The organism is Aquirufa nivalisilvae (assembly GCF_003143535.1).
GTDB lineage: Bacteria > Bacteroidota > Bacteroidia > Cytophagales > Spirosomataceae > Aquirufa > Aquirufa nivalisilvae.
In genome coordinates, this window is record NZ_CP029346.1 from 1 (window position 1) to 19,945 (window position 19,945).

General features: G+C 34.7%; 20 protein-coding genes. 7 read left to right on the forward strand and 13 right to left on the reverse strand.

Translation table 11 applies throughout. The features are described from left to right. A complete protein-coding gene (locus tag HME7025_RS00005; RefSeq protein ID WP_109321668.1) occupies positions 1–1,698 on the forward strand; it encodes a GMC oxidoreductase in 1,698 nt (565 codons plus the stop codon). Positions 1,699–1,747: 49 nt separating this feature from the next. Here the strand turns inward: HME7025_RS00005 and HME7025_RS00010 are convergent, their stop codons facing one another. After that, a complete protein-coding gene (locus HME7025_RS00010; protein WP_109321669.1) occupies positions 1,748–2,155 on the reverse strand; it encodes a winged helix-turn-helix transcriptional regulator in 408 nt (135 codons plus the stop codon). 98 nt (positions 2,156–2,253) lie between these two features. Between HME7025_RS00010 and HME7025_RS00015 the strand changes: the two genes are divergently transcribed. Both HME7025_RS00015 and HME7025_RS00020 read left to right on the forward strand, forming a co-directional pair. Then, on the forward strand, positions 2,254–3,018 hold the full coding sequence (locus HME7025_RS00015) for an SDR family oxidoreductase (protein ID WP_109321670.1): 765 nt from the start codon (positions 2,254–2,256) through the stop codon (positions 3,016–3,018). Positions 3,019–3,023: 5 nt separating this feature from the next. Continuing rightward, complete coding sequence (locus tag HME7025_RS00020) at positions 3,024–4,031, forward strand: NADP-dependent oxidoreductase (protein WP_109321671.1); 1,008 nt, start codon at positions 3,024–3,026, stop codon at positions 4,029–4,031. A gap of 134 nt (positions 4,032–4,165) precedes the next feature. Here HME7025_RS00020 and bla read toward each other — a convergent pair whose 3' ends face one another. Genes bla through HME7025_RS00035 form a run of 3 tightly spaced genes read right to left on the reverse strand, consistent with a single transcriptional unit; the run spans position 4,166 to position 8,525 of the window. After that, positions 4,166–4,921, reverse strand: a complete 756-nt coding sequence (bla, locus tag HME7025_RS00025) for a subclass B1 metallo-beta-lactamase (protein ID WP_109321672.1) — start codon at positions 4,919–4,921, stop codon at positions 4,166–4,168. Positions 4,922–4,970: 49 nt separating this feature from the next. Further along, a complete protein-coding gene (locus tag HME7025_RS00030) occupies positions 4,971–5,711 on the reverse strand; it encodes a GLPGLI family protein (RefSeq protein WP_109321673.1) in 741 nt (246 codons plus the stop codon). Positions 5,712–5,714: 3 nt separating this feature from the next. Beyond that, on the reverse strand, positions 5,715–8,525 hold the full coding sequence (locus tag HME7025_RS00035; RefSeq protein ID WP_109321674.1) for an outer membrane beta-barrel protein: 2,811 nt from the start codon (positions 8,523–8,525) through the stop codon (positions 5,715–5,717). Between the two features lie 347 nt (positions 8,526–8,872). On the opposite strand from HME7025_RS00035, the gene HME7025_RS00040 reads away from it, so the two are divergent. Next, positions 8,873–9,721, forward strand: a complete 849-nt coding sequence (locus HME7025_RS00040) for a sulfite exporter TauE/SafE family protein (RefSeq protein ID WP_109321675.1) — start codon at positions 8,873–8,875, stop codon at positions 9,719–9,721. 222 nt (positions 9,722–9,943) lie between these two features. Next, the gene (locus HME7025_RS00045) at positions 9,944–10,885 is read left to right on the forward strand and encodes an alpha/beta hydrolase (RefSeq protein ID WP_109321676.1); all 942 of its coding nucleotides are present in this window, start codon (positions 9,944–9,946) and stop codon (positions 10,883–10,885) included. 225 nt (positions 10,886–11,110) lie between these two features. Here the strand turns inward: HME7025_RS00045 and HME7025_RS00050 are convergent, their stop codons facing one another. Continuing rightward, complete coding sequence (locus HME7025_RS00050; protein ID WP_154401903.1) at positions 11,111–11,725, reverse strand: hypothetical protein; 615 nt, start codon at positions 11,723–11,725, stop codon at positions 11,111–11,113. Between the two features lie 238 nt (positions 11,726–11,963). Here HME7025_RS00050 and HME7025_RS00055 point away from each other — a divergent pair, with 238 nt between their 5' ends. Next, positions 11,964–12,854 (forward strand): cyclase family protein, encoded by an 891-nt coding sequence (locus HME7025_RS00055; protein ID WP_109321678.1) that lies wholly within the window; start codon positions 11,964–11,966, stop codon positions 12,852–12,854. Between the two features lie 161 nt (positions 12,855–13,015). On the opposite strand, the gene HME7025_RS00060 is transcribed toward HME7025_RS00055, so the two are convergent. The 7 genes from HME7025_RS00060 to HME7025_RS00090 all read right to left on the reverse strand — a co-directional run bounded on the left by HME7025_RS00060 (position 13,016) and on the right by HME7025_RS00090 (position 18,799). Beyond that, positions 13,016–13,834 (reverse strand): lipid II flippase family protein, encoded by an 819-nt coding sequence (locus HME7025_RS00060; RefSeq protein ID WP_109321679.1) that lies wholly within the window; start codon positions 13,832–13,834, stop codon positions 13,016–13,018. Positions 13,835–13,847: 13 nt separating this feature from the next. Continuing rightward, positions 13,848–14,759 (reverse strand): glycosyltransferase family 2 protein, encoded by a 912-nt coding sequence (locus tag HME7025_RS00065; RefSeq protein WP_109321680.1) that lies wholly within the window; start codon positions 14,757–14,759, stop codon positions 13,848–13,850. After that, positions 14,749–15,273, reverse strand: a complete 525-nt coding sequence (locus tag HME7025_RS00070; RefSeq protein ID WP_109321681.1) for a dTDP-4-dehydrorhamnose 3,5-epimerase family protein — start codon at positions 15,271–15,273, stop codon at positions 14,749–14,751. Before HME7025_RS00070 ends, HME7025_RS00065 begins: the two co-directional genes overlap by 11 nt. 381 nt (positions 15,274–15,654) lie before the next feature. Beyond that, a complete protein-coding gene (locus HME7025_RS00075) occupies positions 15,655–16,236 on the reverse strand; it encodes a hypothetical protein (RefSeq protein WP_109321682.1) in 582 nt (193 codons plus the stop codon). A 162-nt stretch (positions 16,237–16,398) separates the two neighbouring features. Beyond that, positions 16,399–17,154: a hypothetical protein gene (locus HME7025_RS00080; RefSeq protein WP_109321683.1), complete on the reverse strand. Its 756-nt coding sequence runs from the start codon at positions 17,152–17,154 to the stop codon at positions 16,399–16,401. Positions 17,155–17,168: 14 nt separating this feature from the next. Continuing rightward, positions 17,169–18,272 (reverse strand): right-handed parallel beta-helix repeat-containing protein, encoded by a 1,104-nt coding sequence (locus tag HME7025_RS00085; protein ID WP_109321684.1) that lies wholly within the window; start codon positions 18,270–18,272, stop codon positions 17,169–17,171. 11 nt (positions 18,273–18,283) lie between these two features. Further along, positions 18,284–18,799, reverse strand: coding sequence for a DinB family protein (locus tag HME7025_RS00090; protein WP_109321685.1), 516 nt, complete (start codon positions 18,797–18,799; stop codon positions 18,284–18,286). A gap of 75 nt (positions 18,800–18,874) precedes the next feature. On the opposite strand from HME7025_RS00090, the gene HME7025_RS00095 reads away from it, so the two are divergent. Next, positions 18,875–19,237, forward strand: coding sequence for a winged helix-turn-helix transcriptional regulator (locus HME7025_RS00095; RefSeq protein WP_109321686.1), 363 nt, complete (start codon positions 18,875–18,877; stop codon positions 19,235–19,237). Between the two features lie 500 nt (positions 19,238–19,737). On the opposite strand, the gene HME7025_RS13475 is transcribed toward HME7025_RS00095, so the two are convergent. Then, on the reverse strand, positions 19,738–19,944 hold the full coding sequence (locus tag HME7025_RS13475; protein WP_109321687.1) for a GDCCVxC domain-containing (seleno)protein: 207 nt from the start codon (positions 19,942–19,944) through the stop codon (positions 19,738–19,740). Between the last annotated feature and the right edge of the window lies 1 nt (position 19,945).

Genomic DNA, 19,945 nt, shown 5'->3' on the forward strand with positions numbered 1-19,945 from the left:
ATGAATGTAAAAGATAAACATACATTTGACGCAATTGTGATTGGTTCAGGCATTAGTGGAGGATGGTCTGCCAAAGAACTCACCGAAAAAGGATTGAAAACACTCTTGTTAGATCGAGGACGAGACGTAAAACATGTTACTGATTATCCAACGGCCATGCACAATCCATGGGATTTTCCACATGGAGGACAAGTGCCATTAGAGCTGAAAAAGGATTACAAAATTGCCAGCAAAAATTTCATTTTTTCCGAAGCCACGTCTCATTTTTTAACCAAAGACGAAGAACAGGCTTACATTCAAGAAAAGCCTTATGACTGGATTCGAGCCTACCACGTAGGAGGGCGATCTCTTTTATGGGGACGTCATACACAGCGGTGGAGTGATTTTGATTTTACAGGTCCAGCGCGAGATGGTTTTGCTGTCGACTGGCCTATTCGCTATAAAGATATTGCTCCCTGGTATAGTTATGTAGAAAAATTTGTAGGTATATCGGGAAATAAAGATGGTTTAGCAACATTACCAGACGGTGATTTTATAAAGCCCTTTGACTTGTCTTGTGTGGAGAAACATTTTGGTCAAGTACTTAAAAACAAGTATACAGATCGACATGTCATTATAGCTCGGACAGCCAATTTAAGTCAGGCGGATAAAATCCATATGTCGGTGGGTAGAAGCCAATGCCAAAATCGAACACTTTGTGAACGTGGTTGCCCGTATGGGGGATATTTTAGTAGCAATTCTGCCACCTTACCTGCGGCATATAAAACGGGAAATTTAACCTTAAAAACGCATGCCATTGCTCATTCCATCATTTTTGATGAGAAGAAAAATAAAGCCATAGGGGTTCGAGTGGTCAATGCTTTAACTCATGAAATGGAGGAATATTTTGCCTCCATTATTTTTGTGAATGCCTCCCCATTAGCCACTAATTTAATCTTATTGAATTCCATCTCTTCTCGCTTCCCCAATGGACTGGGAAATGATTCTGGAATATTGGGTACACATATGGCTTTTCATAGTTATCGAGGTAGAATAACCGCAGAATACGATGGAGATTTAGCTTATAAAACAGAAGGGAAAAGACCCACTTCTGGGTATATCCCACGATTTAGAAATGTATATCAACAAGAAACGGATTTTTTGAGAGGCTATGCTAGTAACCTTTCGGCAAGTCGGATTGTTGAAAATGCAAAAGACCTCGTGGGAGAGTCTTTAAAGCAATCTTTATTGGCTCAAAAGCTAGGAAATTGGCACATCAATGTGGGAATGATGGGGGAAACCATTCCTAAAGCACATTCAACTGTTCAATTAGATAAACAATTAAAGGATAAGTACGGGATACCCCAACTTCGAGTTTCGGTAGCTTATGACGATAATGATGAGAAGATGTTAAAAGATTTTCATCAACAATTTACGGAAATGTATGAGGCTGCAGGTTTCAAAAATATACAACCAATAGATACGAAACGGGTCCCTGGAAACGAAAATCATGAAATGGGAGGAGTTCGAATGGGAAAAGACCCTAAAACCTCCATGTTAAATGCCTTTAACCAAATGCATCATTGTAAAAATGTGTTTGTCACAGATGGCTCATGTATGACTTCCACTTCTACTCAAAACCCATCTCTGACCTACATGGCGCTTACCGCTAGGGCCGTCGATTATGCGATTCGCGAAAAAAAGAAACTGAATTTATAATGATCTGATAATTAAGGGATTCTAGTAAATTGTTTGCCAAATAAATGGTTCAATTTCCTAGTTCTTTAACCGCCAGCTTAATATACTTTTCTTTATCTTTTTTTACTTCTTTCAATTCTTCCTTTCTAGTTGCTGGTAGGTCATAATATTTGTCTGCCCACAAATTAATTTCTACCATTATTGGTAATAAATCGATTCCTTTCTGTGTCAGTCTATATAAGACTTTCGCTTTACTATCCGGATGTTCCGACTTGCTAATAATTCCATTTTCTTCAAGGGAATGCAGGCGTGAAGCCAAAATGTTGGTTGCTATTTTCTCTTCTGATTTCAGAAAATCACCATAGGTGCATTGTTTGGCAAACATTAAATCTCGAACAATAATTAAGGACCACTTGTCGCCCCAAATATCAAGAGAGCAACTTATTGGACAGTCTGACCTTTTTTTACTTTTTTTCATAAATAATATAAATAATCACTTGCAATTTGCAAGTTCTTTATTAGCTTTGCACTTGCAATTTGAAAGTGAAATTATCGCTTTTCTTAAACATTTACAATATGAACTTAACAAATAAAACAATTTTAATAACAGGGGGCAGTGCTGGTATTGGACTTGAAGCTGCTAAGCAATTCTTACAATTAGATACCAAAGTCATTATTACGGGTAGAAATCAAGAGAAACTAGATGAAGCTAAAAAACGCTATCCAAGCTTAATAACCTTAAAAAGTGATGTGGCAAAGGAAGAAGATGCGCTGGCTCTATATAAGCAAATTGAAGAGTTGGGAGGAATTGATATTCTATATAATAACGCAGGAGTTGGCGTTATGCCCTCCAACTTAGGCATTGCAAGTGACAAACATGCACAAGGAGCCGCTTATGAAATGGACATTAATTATACGGGGGTCGTTCGATTAAATAATCTATTTATGACGATGCTAAATTCAAGAAAAGAAGGGGCCATCATAAACACTACGTCTGTGTTGAGTTATGTACCTTCTTTGTTAGAAGCAACATATTCTGCAAGCAAAGCTGCATTAGGGTTTTATACCAAGTCACTAAGAGAACATTTGCGTATCGCTAACAGCTCCGTTAAAGTCTTTGAGCTATTACCTCCTGCTGTAGAAACTGAATTAATTGCACACAGAGATATTCAAAAAATGAGTCCAGAAAAACTAATAAAAGGGCTTATTTTAGGCTTACAAAAAGATCAATACACCATTCGAATGGGATATACTGGCACCATGTATTTACTGAATCGAATATTCCCTAAATTGGCATTTGCTTTAGTGAATCCAAGAAACGCTGAAAAATATTTAAAATAAAAAAGATGAAAGCTTATATCATTAACCGTTACAGCAAAGAAGATAAACTTCAATTGGCTGAAGTTCCTCAGCCAAAAGTGAAAGACAATGAAGTGTTAGTTCAAATACATGCTTCTAGTATAAACCCTTTGGATTTCAAACTTAAAATTGGCGAATTTAAGCAGTTCATGCCCTATAAATTTCCATTGATTTTAGGACATGATTTAGCAGGAACCATCGTTGAAATCGGCTCAAAAGTCCGTCAATTCAAAATTGGTGATGAGGTCTTTGGCCGTCCTGCTGATTACCACATTGGTACTTTTGCTGAATATATTGCTGTCAATGAAAATGATTTAGCATTAAAACCCAACAACATTTCCTTTGATGATGCCACTTCTTTCCCTTTGGTTGCTATAACAGCTTGGCAAGCGATTGTTGAAAAAGCTGCACTTAAAAAAGGTCAGAAAATCTTCATTCAAGCTGGTTCAGGTGGCGTAGGAACAATGGCCATTCAATTGGCTAAGCATTTGGGGGCAACAGTTGCCACAAGCACCAGTGAAGCAAACAGTGAGTTAGTGAAAAGTTTAGATGCTGATGTTGTAATCGATTATAAAACGCAAGATTTTGAAACGATACTCCAAGACTACGATGTCGTCTTAAACAGCCAAGACAATAAAACGCTCGAAAAGTCTTTACAAATTTTAAAACCTGGCGGAAAAGTAATTTCCATTTCAGGCCCTCCAGATCCTGCCTTTGCGAAAGAAATCAATGCATCCTGGATAATCAAACTAATCATATCTCTTTTGAGTAGAAAGATCAGAAAACAAGCACAGGCCAAGGGGATTAATTATTCCTTTTTATTCATGAAGCCCAGTGGAAAACAATTATCAGAAATTGCCCATTTAATTGATGCTGGAGTTATCAAACCTGTAGTAGATAAGTATTTTACTTTTGATCAAATAAATGAAGCCATGGACTATGTATCCAGTGGCCGAACCAAAGGAAAAGTAGTTGTCAAAATCAAGGAGGCATAAACAAACAATAAAACAAGAGAAAAGGCTATATGAACCCTATTATCATACTGAAATCGTTGATCTTAATATACCCTTTTACCCTCTAGAAAGAGTCTTACATTTGATACTCCTACAAGCTGTGATGAGATAGACTATTACGGAGTTTTAAATAATTTAATCGTATAATCAAGCAGGTTTATTCCTCCTATTTTTCCATGTCCAGGAATAACAAGCTGAACATCGGGGTAGGCTTGTTTGATTTTCTCTACCGTACTAGACCACTCCCCCACATTAGCGTCACCTAAATATCCCTTCGTTGCTTCCATCTCTTTTATTAGGCAGCCACCAAATAGTATTTTTTCTTTCGGAAAATAGCCGACCACATTATCCTTGGTATGACCTTCACCAAAAAATGTAAGCCTTGTAAATGTTTTCCCCATTTTCAATTTTAGGGACTCTTTAAATCCATTTTGAGGGGAAATAACTTGGTTTGCTTTTGTTAATTCTATGGTAGTAAAATTCGCAAATGAAGGAATTTTATGCTCATGAAATGAGGCTAAACCACCCAAACAATCTTCGTGAAAATGGGTTGGTACAATGGCGTTTATTTTACAATGCAACTTTTCTTTTATGTATTTGATTAGGGCAGTCGCAGAATTATTATTGGTTGGAGTATCAAACACCACCACTTCATTAGAATCCCGAATGATCAAGCCATTACAAGGAACTTTTCCAAAATCATTTGTTTGAAGAAATGAAGTATGCACATATGCATTCTTAGAAATTTGAATAATTAATAAATCCTCTGAATGATATACTTCCTTTGGTCTAAATGCAGCAGAACTCAGCGAGCTTTGAGCATGTACATTCCCAAAGAAGAATAAGGTCAACGCAAATAGTATTTTTTTCATTGATTTAATGTCGCTAAAATGTACTCTTCTAATATAACTTCCATGAGCATTAATACCTCAATCCCCAATAAGGATTTCGAAACCCTTTAATGGATTCTTTAATGAAATCCGCAATGATTTTATTGTATTCAGCATCCGAGATTTTCTTGCCTTTTATTTTCTTCAAATTGAATTCATTCGTCAGTTTTTTAAACTCAACTTTATTTGCAATAATGGTTACATCCCCGTCATTGATATCCAATTCCAAAATTAAACCAGGTAAACCAAAATACCTCTCTGGGCCTGCTTGAACAGGAATATCCTGCGCAAACCAAGCCGTAATTGTCTGTTTTTTCACGGTATCGACTGTCACCGCTTTCATACAAATATAGCCTGCCACTTCTTTAATTTGATTCAATATTTTCCAGTTGGGTGCATGTAAAGAGTCATCCACCATATAGGTCTTTCCTAATAAATCAATGTAGTCTGTAGAATGTTCTGTCGCAAAATTCTTTGTTAAGAAAAAGGTCTCTTTTCGACCTGCCCAACCCTGTTCAGCATTATCCTCCCCTTGCATATACAAGCTTTGATTCTCATTAAATGCCAAGGTCATTTTTTGTTTCCAACCTTCATCTGAGCTTCCCCAAGTCAACTTAACTCGGTCTTTCTCTTCTGCACTTAAATACGTTAAGCGAGTCACAATATTGGTCCAAAAAGTCGTTCGCTCGTACTGAACTATTCCCTCCTTTTTCCCTTCTTGAGAGAAGGCAGAAAAAGAAATCAAAAACAACAAAATTCCTATTTGCTTCATATTTTATCTTTTACGAATGGGCGAACTTAAACCTCGCATATTATACGTATAACTTAACATAACATATTGAGAAAGCGTTTGGGTTTTTTCAAAACTTACAAAATTTTGAAACGCAAATTGATTCACTCCAAGGTTCTTTTTAAATACATCGTACACAGTCAATCGAATTTCCGATTTTTGCGCCTTCCCTAAATATTTGAACATAGAAACGTTCAAAATAGGCATTTCTTGGTACAATCCGCGCGTCTTATTCTCATACACTTTATAGTCTAAATTATATGACAAAAAGGTATTCTTACCGAAGTTAACCGTTAATTCAGATCCAAACTGAGTATTGCGAATGGTTTGCTCTGGCAAAGCTGATTTATCATAACTTGTATTGTTCAAGCCGAATCTCGCATTCATATAAAACGTGATTCGATCATTGGGTGTGAAAGAAATACGTGCTCCCAAGTTGCCTGCATTGGTATTTGTATTAGACAAAACATCATTCAAAAAAAGAGGGTTTTTTGCCAAATTAAAATCAGCATTAATATTCATCGTACTAACCGTTTTTTTCAATGGAAAACCGAATCCAAAATAACCAACATAACTCTCCCCTCCAGATATATTCAAAGGCTTGGTTAATACGACACCATTCGAATTGATACTTTGGTTATAAACCACTTGGTTTACGTTATAATTGTAGGATAGATTTGTATATAAGTTTAAGAAATTAGCTGCATCAAATAAGTTAAAACCAGAACTTATCGAATGATTAAGACTTGGTAATAAATTCGGATTACCGACACGCAAAAACAAGGGATTACTATTATCAACAATAGGCTGTAAATCCCGGATGCTCGGCTCCTGAACTGATTTATCGTATGAAAAAAATAAGTAGCGATTATTTTTTAATTCTAAATCAACTCCCACTTTAGGGATCCAAGCAAAATAATTTAAATCAATATTGGCCAAATTAGGTGCACTAGCTGATTTTCTAAAGTCTCCCGTAAGATTAAACTGCTGAGCAGCTAAACCTACTGTCACATTCACCCCATCCTTTGAATAGCGAATGCTAGAACCTAATCGATTGTAGGTTAAATTATTATCATAATATCGACTTAAACTGTCATTTCTAGTTTCAAGACTAGAGGAGCCACGATCAAATAGATCTCGGTTTAAGCGATTACTTTGGAAACTCGTATTAAAAAAAGACTCCCAAAAAAATGCTTTAGACAATGGTTCTACAAAAAAGAGGCTTGACTTAATCTGAGTCTTTTTAGAGAAGTTATTTGTCAACTGATCAATTGCCTGAATTGAATCTCGAAGTGTCGTGGCACTTAAGAATTGGCTGAGTGATTTTTGGGTAGAGGATCCATCAGAATTAGCATAATTATACCCCGCACTTGCTGAAAAGCTGCGTCCATTTTTAGCAAATTTATGTCGAAAAATAGCTGTGTTTTGTATCGTAAATGATTGCTGTTCGCTTCCATTTAACAATTTCGTTTGGCGCGGGTTAAGATTATTTTGAACCAATAATTGTTGAAAAATTCGACTATTTTGATCCGCATTTCCAAATGATAATTTACCATTGCTGATTAAAATAAGCGTGTTCAAAGTATCGATTGATTTCTCATAACGCATACTCATCCGATGATTTCCAGAGAACGTTCGCTGGCTAGTTGTATCCGCTGAATTTTGCGTTTTCTCTTGAAAAAAGCGTTGCGTACTTGAGATTTTATCGATGATCCTTTCGGATTGATTGAAGTAGTAATTCGAACTGAATTTGGTCTTTTTCGTATCATAATTGTAATTAGCCCCGCCCGAATAATTCTTTGAAAAACCATCGCGTCTGCCTCCAATTGGAATCCCCATTTGATCATCACCATCATCAAATGAAAAGTAGCGTCCATTCCCAGTAAAACCAAAATCCGCTTCATTTCCCCAGGAAAATGCTTGACTACCTCTGAAATCTTGGTAATCATCAAAAGACATCCCCGATTGATTCGTATTGTTACCTAATCCAATCAAAGACAATTGGTTTTTTGCATCAAATTTATTGTAATTCCCTTTTACTTCTTTTCTTCCTTCTGTAGCAATCCCTCCCGTAATTTTACCAAACCCTCCCTTCTTGTGGCTTTCCTTTAATTCTAAGTTAATCGTCTTCTCCTTTTTTCCATCGTCAATACCCGTCACCTTAGCGGCTTCTGTTTTCCCATTAAATACTTGAACCTTTTGAATCGCGTCTGCTACTAAATTTTTAGTCGCTAATTTCGGATCAGATCCAAAAAAACTTCGCCCATCAACGGTCACTTTTTTCACCGTTTGACCTTGCGCCCTAATACTTCCATCTGCCTCAATCTCCATCCCGGGAAGCTTTCTTAACAAATCTTCAACCGTTGCCCCTGGTGGCACTTTAAATGAGGCGGCATTGTACTCAATTGTATCTCCCCGAATACTCAATGGTGCTTTCGCTGTTCTAACTACCACTTCAAATAATTCCTTGGAAATAGGTTTCATCATTAATGCCCCTAAATCAATTGACACCTCTTGATCTGGTTTCACATCCATTTGCAATGGAACATAGCTCACATAAGACGCCTTAAATATGTAGGGTTGACGCTTAACATTTTTGAATTCAAAAATTCCTTGATCATTGGCACGACCAAAGTTAACCAAGGATGAGTCTTTGGGTAGCAACAACATCACTGTAGCCTGTGATAATGGATGACCACTTGTATCTACTAATTTACCATGAATTTGAACACGATTTTGACCTATTGCAACATAACTAGATAGTAGAATGATACTTAGAACGAATGATTTAAACATATAGGTTTTAGATATTTTTTAAAAATAAAAAAAATAAAAAATAGGCCTCCGTAATTAATGATGAACGGTTTTGTACAAACTGAAAGAATGGATTCCATCAAAGAATTTCTGCTATCCTTGACATTCAGAATCCCGATAAAAATTGTAACACGCTCAAATCTTGTTCCTTAAAAAGGAAAGCCATCAGAAGTGATAGCAAGTTTAAATTCAGTATAAAATAGGAGAGAATATTGCTCTCTACCTTTGGAAATAGCAATAGGTAGAATCAGAAAAGTAATGGATAATATTGAGAAACAGATAATTACTGTTTTCAATCAAGATATGAGCATAATGAACTAATTTTAGACATGACGATTACTTTATTCCTTATTCTATTAGTCGTTGGGGCAGCAGTAGGCTATTATTCTGGCCTTGTAGGTACAGGTGGCAACCTGATCTTAATCCCAGCATTTGATCTATTGTTTCATTATTTAAAAGTCCCAGAGAATGAAGTAGTTAAATTTATGCTCGCTCATTCTTTTTTTATAACCACTTTTACTGGACTTAATGTTAGTTATAAACAGTTCAAAGTAAAAAATATCTATGTAAAAGAAGTTTTATTCATAAGCCTTCCAGGCATGATTACGGCTTTTATATTAACAGAATTAATTAGAAATGGCAATTGGTACCATAAGTCAGATTTTGATGTAGTATTCTTTTCCTTACTCCTATTTTTAGCTGGAAGAATGCTGTTATATAAACCACATGATTCGACTGCTACTACTGAAAATCGAAGACTCTATTATTTTCCTCTGATTGGAGTTGTTGCTGGAATTATTTCATCCTTTTCAGGCATAGGTGGTGGCATTATTGTGATTCCAATTTTAACTGATATCATAAAAATTCCATTTAAAAAAGCGAGCTCCATTTCAATCGGAGTTGTTGCTATGCTAGCAATACCTATTACAGCAAGCTATTTAATGATTGATTCTCATTCTAGCTTCCAGCATATTCTACCGCTTCAACTAGGTTATATTTCGTTGACGATCTCAGCTCCCATATTAATTGGCGTTTTCTCTACTAGCGGTCTAGGGGTCCGAAAGGCACAAACAACAGCCCCCCATAAATTAAGGTTGATATTGGGGCTGGTCATACTTATTTTAAGCGCCAAGATGGTATACGGTTTTTTTAAAATTAAACCTATGATACTCCAATAGAGCTATGCGCCTTCCTTTACAGAAATAAATACAAAGAAAACTACCTCAACCCATTAAATACACGATAGTAAGTTCGATTTCACTTTGTTTAAACGTTCAAGTATTTCCACCTTAAGCACGAATCTAGTAATAATTATAGAATAAGTGGAAAAGTTTATATACATTCGGCTGTATATATTTATTGTGGGAATACAGATTTACTAAACTAACAATTGAAATATCATGACAAAATTTTACAAAAAAACATACCCAGTCGTTTTTGTCATAATCCTGCATTGCATCACATGGAATGCTCTGGCACAGGACGGTAAGATTTATCCGCTTGAAACCCCTAAAGAACCCAATGCCATCCCCTTAGGTACAGGATCTGTGAAAGATCAACCTGCACCGGAAACTTGGTTTCGTCAGTGGGGAGACCCCATGGCACGAAATATTTCTAAAGCCACATTAACGCCCTTCTTACCAGAAAAAGGAAAGGCCAATGGGGCTGCTGTCATTGTTGCACCAGGTGGAGGATATCGATGGCTTTCCATGGGAAATGAAGGTTGGGAAGTAGCTGAAGCCCTTGCCAAAAAAGGAATAGCTGCATTTGTTTTAAAATATAGGTTATTCCCAACAGCTGAATCGTTGGACGAATTTACCGCTTGGATGAATCGACCACGTCCCGCACCGCCAAAATCAGAGGATGGATCAAAAAATAATCCTCCTTCACCCCCTGTTCAATTAGATTTAACAAACCAACTAGAAGATGCAGAAGCTGCTTATGCCATACTGTTAAAAAATGCCAATGAATGGGGCATTGACACCAGTCGAATTGGAATGGTTGGCTTTTCTGCGGGAGCTGGCTTGACCATGCATGCCACGCTACATTCCAAAACAATGAAACTGGCTTTCATTGGTCCGATCTATGGGGGAATGGGCCCAGTACAAGTACCTAAAAATGCTCCTCCCATGTTCAATGTAATCGCCTCAGATGATTTTTTATTTAATTCCCAATTTGGAGTGATTGATTCTTGGTTTAAAGCTGGACGTCCCGTAGAATTTCATTTATATCAAAATGGAGGACATGGATTTGGTTTAGGGAATCCCAATAGAACCAGTAATCGCTGGTTTGAGGCATTTATGCATTGGTTAGATGTCAATAAATTTCTTATGGCTAAATAAGTAAGATAAGGCTAGACACACATTTTACCATCGAAGCCTATTAACAAGATTTAATTGAAATAAGAAAGAGGGCAAAAATGCCCTCTTTCTTGTGTTTTGCCCCTCTTACAGACAAAAGATGCAACGATAACGCGATGATTGAATATGCAACTGTCAAGAAATTAGCTGGTTAAACATTGTCTAAGGTTTTGGATAATTGTTTTGAGTTCAAAAATAACCGTTTCTTTAATTTAGGAATTTAATCCCTCCACAAGGAACAATAACAGTATCTGTGCCTGCTGTAACCTTATAAAATAGCTTTTTATCTTTTAATATAAATTCAGCCCTGACTGGCCATTTTGTTTTATGAATAAAAACTGGAACATAAAACAAATATTCATTTTTGGGTAAAATCCTGTTTTTTAAATCCTTTAATTGGTTTGATTCGTTGTTTAAAAGAGAAGGTAAATCAATGAGTCCATAGTCGAAATCTTGCACTTTGTCGAAGGACATTTTAGCTTTAGTAAATGCTACTAAAAAGTGAGATTTGTCAGAATTGAAAAAATTAAGTGTCGGAAATTTAATTTGTAATTCTAATGGCGAGGGGGATTCATTACGGATATTGGCCCAAAAAATAAAATAATTGTATTCTTTCCCTTTTTGATAAACGATACCACCTCCCTTGGGTAAACTATTTGTAATGATTGTTGAGTTTTTAGTTGAAGAGGTATAAACAACTTTAGTATACTCCCACTTCCGATTATGAACTGACTGTCCCTTCAAGTTTAAAGAAAGTAGTATTAGAAGAAAAGTAGAAAATCGGTCCAACTTTGTGTTAAATATTTGAGAATACTTATTCATAAATATTAAAAGGATTACACTTTACAAGTATAACTTTTTTAATTTAAAATTGCTCCCTTAATTAAGTGGGTAGATGCTACCGAACTTGCAACTATCAATAAATTAAATGAATAACCTTAATGCTTGTTTCCTGAGGCGACTTGCTAACATGTACAAAAATCAAGAAAAGAATTAATTACTTTTGATCGATTTCCAAATATATTGACCCAGGAAAAAGTAAAATATTTAAACATTACAAATGGAAAAAAGAGTAAAATTTGACTTCGAAATATACTTTACGAATGGAGGAGGCATCAAAGGAGAGGATTTTCGTCTTGATATTTTAGGAGAAAATATATCTGATAAAGAATTAGCAGATTATATCGTCGACGATTTGCGACTATTAATGGTAGGTGAAACCAAAATTCTGAATAAAGAAATTTTGAACGAGCCACATAAAAGAAAACCCATAAACGCTAAAGTAGAAATTGAAACATTCGTAGATTTAAGTCACACTATTGAACACGGTCTTGTGACTTATAAAGGCCTGCCTGCACCTATTGTTTGTGACTATTTGAGTAGAGAAAACTCAAAAAAAATTTACGAAGAAGGAACGCAATTCCAAATTGGAAAAATCGAAATGGTTACCAATACGGGTACCTATATTGATTGCCCATTTCATCGGTACGAGAACGGTAAAGATCTTTCTGAAATTCAATTAGACTGTTTTACAGACCTTGATGCAATTGTCATCTCTATTCCATATTCAAAAACACTAGAAATAACAGCAGAATATTTAAAAAACTACGAAATAAGAAATAAGGCTGTTTTGATTCATACGGGCTGGGACAGACATTGGAACACAGATAACTACTATGAAAACCATCCTTATCTAACAGAATGTGCTGCTAATTATTTAAAAGTATGCGGGGTTAAATTAGTTGGAATTGATTCTCATAATATTGATAATACCACAGGAAATTCAAGACCTGTTCATACCATACTTCTAGGCGCTGAAATTTTAATAGTTGAACATTTGTGCAATCTAAATCTATTGCCTCAAGAGGGCTTTACATTTAGTGCAATTCCACCAAAATTTAAAGGTGTAGGAACATTTCCTGTGAGAGCTATGGCAAAATTGAAGAATTAAACAGCTAGAAAAAGATGAAACCTCAGAAAATGTCCCTTTAAAGAAATAGGTAGTTGCTTTAAAACAAAAAGAGGTCTAATTGACCTCTTTTTGTTTTATGCTCCCTTAATAGAAGGAATCTTGCAGCCATCTATATCTCTTAAACATAAAAAATAATAATTCTATATAGAAGATGCCAAAAATGCAATCAATCTGGACATTGGAATAAATAAAAATTGGCCACATAAAGTCCCCACTATCCTGGAAATTACCACAAAAGATAAATGCCTTCGGAAAAATGTATGAGATACAGTCCCGTCAATCACTTTATCTGTTAATATAGCATCATAAGGCTGTAATAATAAAATCATAAGTATAGCTCCAAATCCATTGGCTATTCCGCTCATAGAAAGAGCTGTTGTCCTCAGCTCAGGATTTATATAACCTGCATATAGACATGACAATATACTGATCGTTGTAAAACTATACACCACAATGTTCATTAAAATAATTGACCTATTTATACCTTCAAGATTGAGAAGTTGTTTATAGTTATTGATATTAGCAACTTTAATACTATCCTTGAAATGTAGAAATGTTTTAGTTTTAAATGATTTAAGGAATAATTTAAAAACCGAACTATGCTTATACATCGAATCAACCCCCTTTTCCATAAACCGATGTAAGGTGGGTATAGCAAATCCTCCCAAAATTGTACCAAGAGTTGCTGAAAAAATGACTACCCTAAAAATAGTATCATTGGGTTTATTTCCTGCTGAAATATCATTTTCAATCATCTTGGCTAACAGTGGTGCTTGGATAGTTGTTGCAAATTGTGAAAGCAAAAGGAAAATATTAAACATAACATTCGATGATGCAAATCTCTTTGTCCTGGATGCAACAATTCTGGATGCAATGTTTGAAGTACTAATAAAATAAACTACTGATGTCAAGCAGCAAACAGCGAGTAAATACTTGTCAAATATCCATCCGTTGTTCATCCTTCTATATATTTTAGTCCTCTAACCCTCGAAATTTCCGATTTTTTCTTCTGACTCTTTGATAGAAGTAAATACGTATTTTGTTCAAGGGCCATTTATTACGAGTAGAAAATTTAAACAAATAAAATAAAGTATTTCCCAATAGGCTTCTTAAGCTTACTAAAATTGGTTTTCTCTCTGCATAAGTCATTGAAAACCTGGTTGCTAATTCAAAAAGAGTCTCTTCAATCAGTTTTTTCGGATCTTTTTCCAGCTTTTCTAAATAGTAAAGCTGAGGAAAATTATTCTTTTTTGAATACAAGCCCCAATCCCCGGATACAAACTTCAACACCATTAGGTTATTATAAAATTTAATTTTTTTACCTAACAAAGCAATCCTATTTAGATAATCCTGATCTGCACCCACACTGAGCAATTCCTGCTTATGCCAGAGACCACATTCATCTGTCAAGCTTTTTTTATACAGCCATGATGATGGAGGAACATGACAATTTGAGTAGTTCCTACCATTTGCTGGCGGACCAATCACTTTGTATGCTCCAATGGGACTAATCAAAGTAGAGAGGCAATGTACTAAATCGGAATCTGTTTCTTCAAGATAACCAACCAAACTGCTCAAATGATTTGAAAACCACAAATCATCATGTCCAAGATATGCGATATATTTCCCCCTACTTCTTTTTATTCCTTCATTATTGGGACCATATTGAGATCCAACATTTTGTGGTAAATTAAACCAATGTAACCTGTCATCATTAAAATTATTGACAACATTTCCATAGTCTGCAGGGCAACAATCACCAATCACTAAAACCTCAAAGTCTTTAAAATCCTGATTTAAAACACTTTGAATGGCACATTGCAAGGTAATAGGAGAATTATATGTAGCGATAATTACAGTAACTAATGGATATTTATTGCCCATCTTTGGTAAAATCAAATGGAATCAAATCATTTTTTACTGGTAATCTATACTTATCGGGTGAAGCTCTATTATATGGCATTGTGGGAAAATTGATAAATTGAGCTTCATCTATTCCAATATTTTTTACTGCATGATAAACACCTTTAGGAATAATAATCAAGCTTCTATTCCTTTCAGAAACAGTAATCTTCATAAAGTTTTTATACGTGGGAGAATTTTCCCTATTGTCAAAAAATGCCCATAATTGAACCCCTCGATTAACAAAAATACGATCATCTTGTAATTTGTGGACAATCCAACCTTTTATAACTTGAGGTCTGATAGTTGCAGCATATGCATACACCATCGGCTCTGAACTTATATTCCAACTTGGCCTGTAAACTTCCACAACTTCACCTCGTTCATCTTCAATTGGCGGAGTACGATGAATAATTAATCCTTCTATTTCATCTTGCAATACCTTCCCCTCCAGTGAGATGAGTTGTTTGTCTTTTATTCCAATATGTTGCGACATATGTTTGTGATTTGATAATTTGACAAAAAATATTTCGTTTTTTACTTGAAAACCTCGTTTCTTTCTAAAAAAGAACAAAAGTTAAGAATAAATGAAATATACTTAATTGCATTTTTCAGAAATGTTTCTAGTTGAAATTAATAAAGTTGCAGCCATCAAGTAAACGACACCAACTCAAGCCCTATTAACGAAAAGGGGTTTTGGAGAGTGGTAAAACAAAAAAAGAGGTCGAAAATGACCTCTTTTTGAATCTAGCTCCCCTTTCCGACGAAAGATGCAGCTATAATGCGATGATTGAGTTTGTGACTATTAGGAAATTGAAGGGTTGAACTTTGTACAATTTTGCAGGAGGTTCATTTCTATTAGCAAAAATCGTACTAATTAATTCTTAAAATCAAGACTACCACAGGGAACCGTTACAACATCTGTACCGGCTGTAATCTTGTAAAATAGTGTTTTGTCTTTTAATATATATTCTGCCCTAACCGGCCACTTTGTTTTATGGATGAAAATTGCGCTGTAAAATAAATAATTATTGAATGGTGAAATTCTATTATTCAAATCCTTTAATTGATTTGATTCATTATTTAAAAGAGATGGTATGCCCGTAAGACCATAATCGAACTCTTGCTCTTTGTCAACTGTCATATTTGACTTTGTAAAGGCAACTTTAGCGTACAATTCATTAGATTTAAAGGAAATGATTGTCGGAATTTTAATTTTTAAATCCAGAGGCGATGGTGCTTCATTACGTACATTAGTCCAAAAAATGAAATAATTGTACTCTTTTCCTTTGTATGAAACGATTCCGCCTCCCTTAGGTAAACTATTTGTAATAATTATTTTCTTTTTGGAGGATGCGGTGTACACAACTTTTGAATACTCCCAATTCCTCTTTTGAACTGATTGCCCATTCAAATTTAAAGAGAGTAATATTAGAAGGAAAACAGAAAACTTTTTCATAAAATCAAAAAGGGTTACACTTATACAAGTATAACCCTTTTTCTTTTATATCCGCTCCCCTTACAGACGAAAGATGCAGCTTCGGGGAGATTTATAAGTTCATAACCATTAGTAAATCAATGAATTACGTTTTGGCCTCATAACAAAGGTAAAAACATTAAATTATATACCGTCAATTTTATTTCCATTTACTTTTGGAACTCTTAATGTTCTTTTAGTCACTTTCAAGTCTTTGAAGTAACCAATTGTTGCAATATCAACATAGAGTCCAACACCTCCTCGTTTAACATTCCCCAACATCTTATCTACTATAAATGATGAATACTTCATATTATTGATAAACATTTCAGCTTGTTCACCATTTATCTCTATTCGCATCGTTATCCATTCATTTAATGCAACTGGCGCAGAACCTTCATATTTGAAAGGTGCAATTTTTCTCAAAGTATCAAATTTTGCATGAGGATAGGCAAAATATTGTACCGCGTGGTTCCTGAAGAGCTGATTACTTGCCCTACCTACTTTTGGTCTAAGGTAAATTGATTCAAAGGCTGTATCATTTTCAGCAATTCTAAAGTACACTCCTATAAATCCAGCTGCTGGTTTATATGGAGATGGATTCTGAATTTGACTATACATTTTAACTTCAATTGTTCCATTCTCGAAATCATCTATTCCAATTAATTTGGCATAATGACGGTCATCAACAGTAGCTTCTAATCTTGTGGAATCGAATGGAAGTGCAATTAGGTCTCTCTCAATCTTTAATACTTTTGAACCCTGGAATTGGATGATTTCACCTTTGACATTATGTAATTCAAATATTTGATTTCCTAATTGCAACTTTTGTGAATGTACATTTTCAATTAAAATAAGATTTAAAGAAAATAATAAAAGGCACTTAATTATATTTTTCATTAGTATTTATATTTTTATTTAAATAACCCAGCACCAAATTCAGACCCTAGTGTGCCATCTTTTATATGTAAGAACTTTTTATTCGTTTGGTCTTCAATAATATTTAGTTTGCCAGATTTTAACATCTTAAAATTTTGACCAAAATTGATTTTATTAGCTTTCGAAATTGTTCCAAAATCTTGAGGGCCACCGCCTTTATTTACAAAACTATTGTATCCAACTAATAATGAGTTTTTAATTGTAAAACTTTCTTTTTCATCTTTATCTAATACCCAAAAGACGTTTACATTGGATGCTACATTATTATAAAATTTAAAATCATTGGATGTAGACCAAGTCCATACAGCTGCACCATACATGTTTAAAAATAGATTATGATGTAATTGACTATTTTCAGATTTCCTATTCCACATCACTACAGCATCTTTAACTCCATAAAAGACACAATGATTAACATCTAATGCAGTGCCATTTGCCAAAATACCCAAATGGTTGGGCAAAGCGAACTTGTTTCCTAAAAATAAACATTGAGTAACTACTAAATCATATAAGTCCTTCCCTTCCCATACAATTGGATAATTTCTAATTAGCACTCCTTCTTTGGGTATTTCATGAACAGGTTCACCTAAAATTCTTAATCCTTGTATAGTTGTATGACTTGATTGAATTAAAATACCGTAATTAGAACCTCCAATAATCTCGTTTTTATTATTCTTTTCTATTTTAAAGGGCATTGCTGAAACAATAATTGGCATCTTAGCTGGCTCCCATCGTGCATCATTTGGTAAAATTTCAGCAGTGATAATAAGACGTGATGTCTCACTAAAATTCCAATTCTTAGGGTTAAAATCAGCAGTTTCATTCAAAGCATATAATCCTTCAGATAAAATCACATTTATAGAACCTTTTCCATTTAATGTGTTTACCTTCTTAGCAGCTTCACCAAGTGATTTAAGCGGAGAACCTTTATCTCCATTATTTGAGTCATTGCCCAATGTAGCATTCACATATATTTCAATGTGCACATTATTTCCCTTATTTGATTCTATTTGCGCATTTGTTATTGAAAAAATAAACAGATTGAATAATGAGAGAATGATATATTTTGATAATTTCATATTTATAATTTTTAAAATAATTTCTCTGCAGGAGGTGTTGCTCCAGCCAATCTTAAATAAACTGTAGTTTGACCTCTGTGGTGTGTTTGGTGTTCAAAACACTTATTTAACACTTGTTCTCTACTCATATCAAATTGTCCAAACAATTTAATATGCTCGGATAACTTTGAGTTAGGATATTTTTGAATTGAGTTAATTGCAAAATCATAGGCTGCCAATACCTTTGCTGTAACTGATGCCTTATCGGTATCATTAGATTTCTCTAAATCTGCCGCAGTAGGTTTTTCATCTGTTGCTGAAGCAACAAAACCATAGATGGCATCACTCAAATGGAGAACTTGTCCTGCAAATGAACGCATTTCTTTAGTTGGTTTTAATGTATATCCACTTTCCGGCATTGCATCCAAATATTCTATGGTGTATGCTTTTGCTCTTTGCCATTCTTTGACAATTGTTTCATTATGTATTTGTGCCTGTAAATTACTCATGATTAAAATTGTAGTTAATAAGGATAAAATCTTTTTCATATGTTTTATTTGTTTTTTCAAAGTTAGCTTTGATAGTATATATTTGTAACCAAATAAGTAAAAACAAGTAACCAAATGGTAACCAGTATTTCAAGCCCACGATTTATCAGCAATCCATTAAATTGCCCTGTAACAAGAGCAATGAGTATTATTGGAGGTAAATGGAAACCAATCATTTTGAATTGTATTGGTGACCGAACAATTAGATTTGGGAAATTAAGGCAGATAATCCCCGCTATATCGAATAAGGTTTTAGCAAATGAATTAAAAGAAATGGAAGAATTTGGGTTGGTAAAACGTATGGAATTTACTGAAATGCCTCCAAAAGTTGAATACACATTAACAACTTCAGGTAAAACACTTCTTCCAATTTTACATGAACTGGCAGCTTGGGGAAATACAAGTACCGCAAAGAAAATTATAAAGGAGTTTGTATAACTCTATTTTGATGTAGCCTCCTCACACTAGCAGGTGTATATTCACATCCATATCTTGTCTTATAACCATTCTGATTAAGTTCCCTTGATATGTGTGTATAGTTAAGATAACCATGTTTCATTTGGAAGTGTTCGATGAACATTCGATATAAATCTGCCATTATCATTCAAAATAAAACCAACTCTTGGCACATTCTTGGCACAAATGGAAAATCGTGGGTAAAATCCCTGATGAATTGTGTCGTAAAAAAAGAGACCCCTCTACTGGGCTCGAACCAAGAAAATCGATGAATAGAAGAAATAGAGATGGATTATAAACAAAAAAAGTCACCATTTCTGATGACTTTTCTGTTTGCTCCCCTTACAGACGAAAGATGCAGCTTCGGGGAACTTTATAAGTTCATAACCATCAGAAAAATAATGAGTTACGTTTTGGCCTCATAACAAAGGTAACACTTTTTTAAAAATTAACATTTTCTATTTTTTCTTAATTTGATTCGATTAGCAACATTTTTTGTCCTGTTGTATTGGTGGACAAGGTACGCTTCCATAACTGCAATAAACACAACAATCACCTTGTAAAGGTTTTAATTTTGTTTTACAGCTTTCACATTCATAAAAATACTGACATGCATTTGTTGGCATTGTTTCCTCTTTTTGGTGTCCGCAGTTTGGGCAAGTTATTACTGATTGTAATTTAATTTCCATT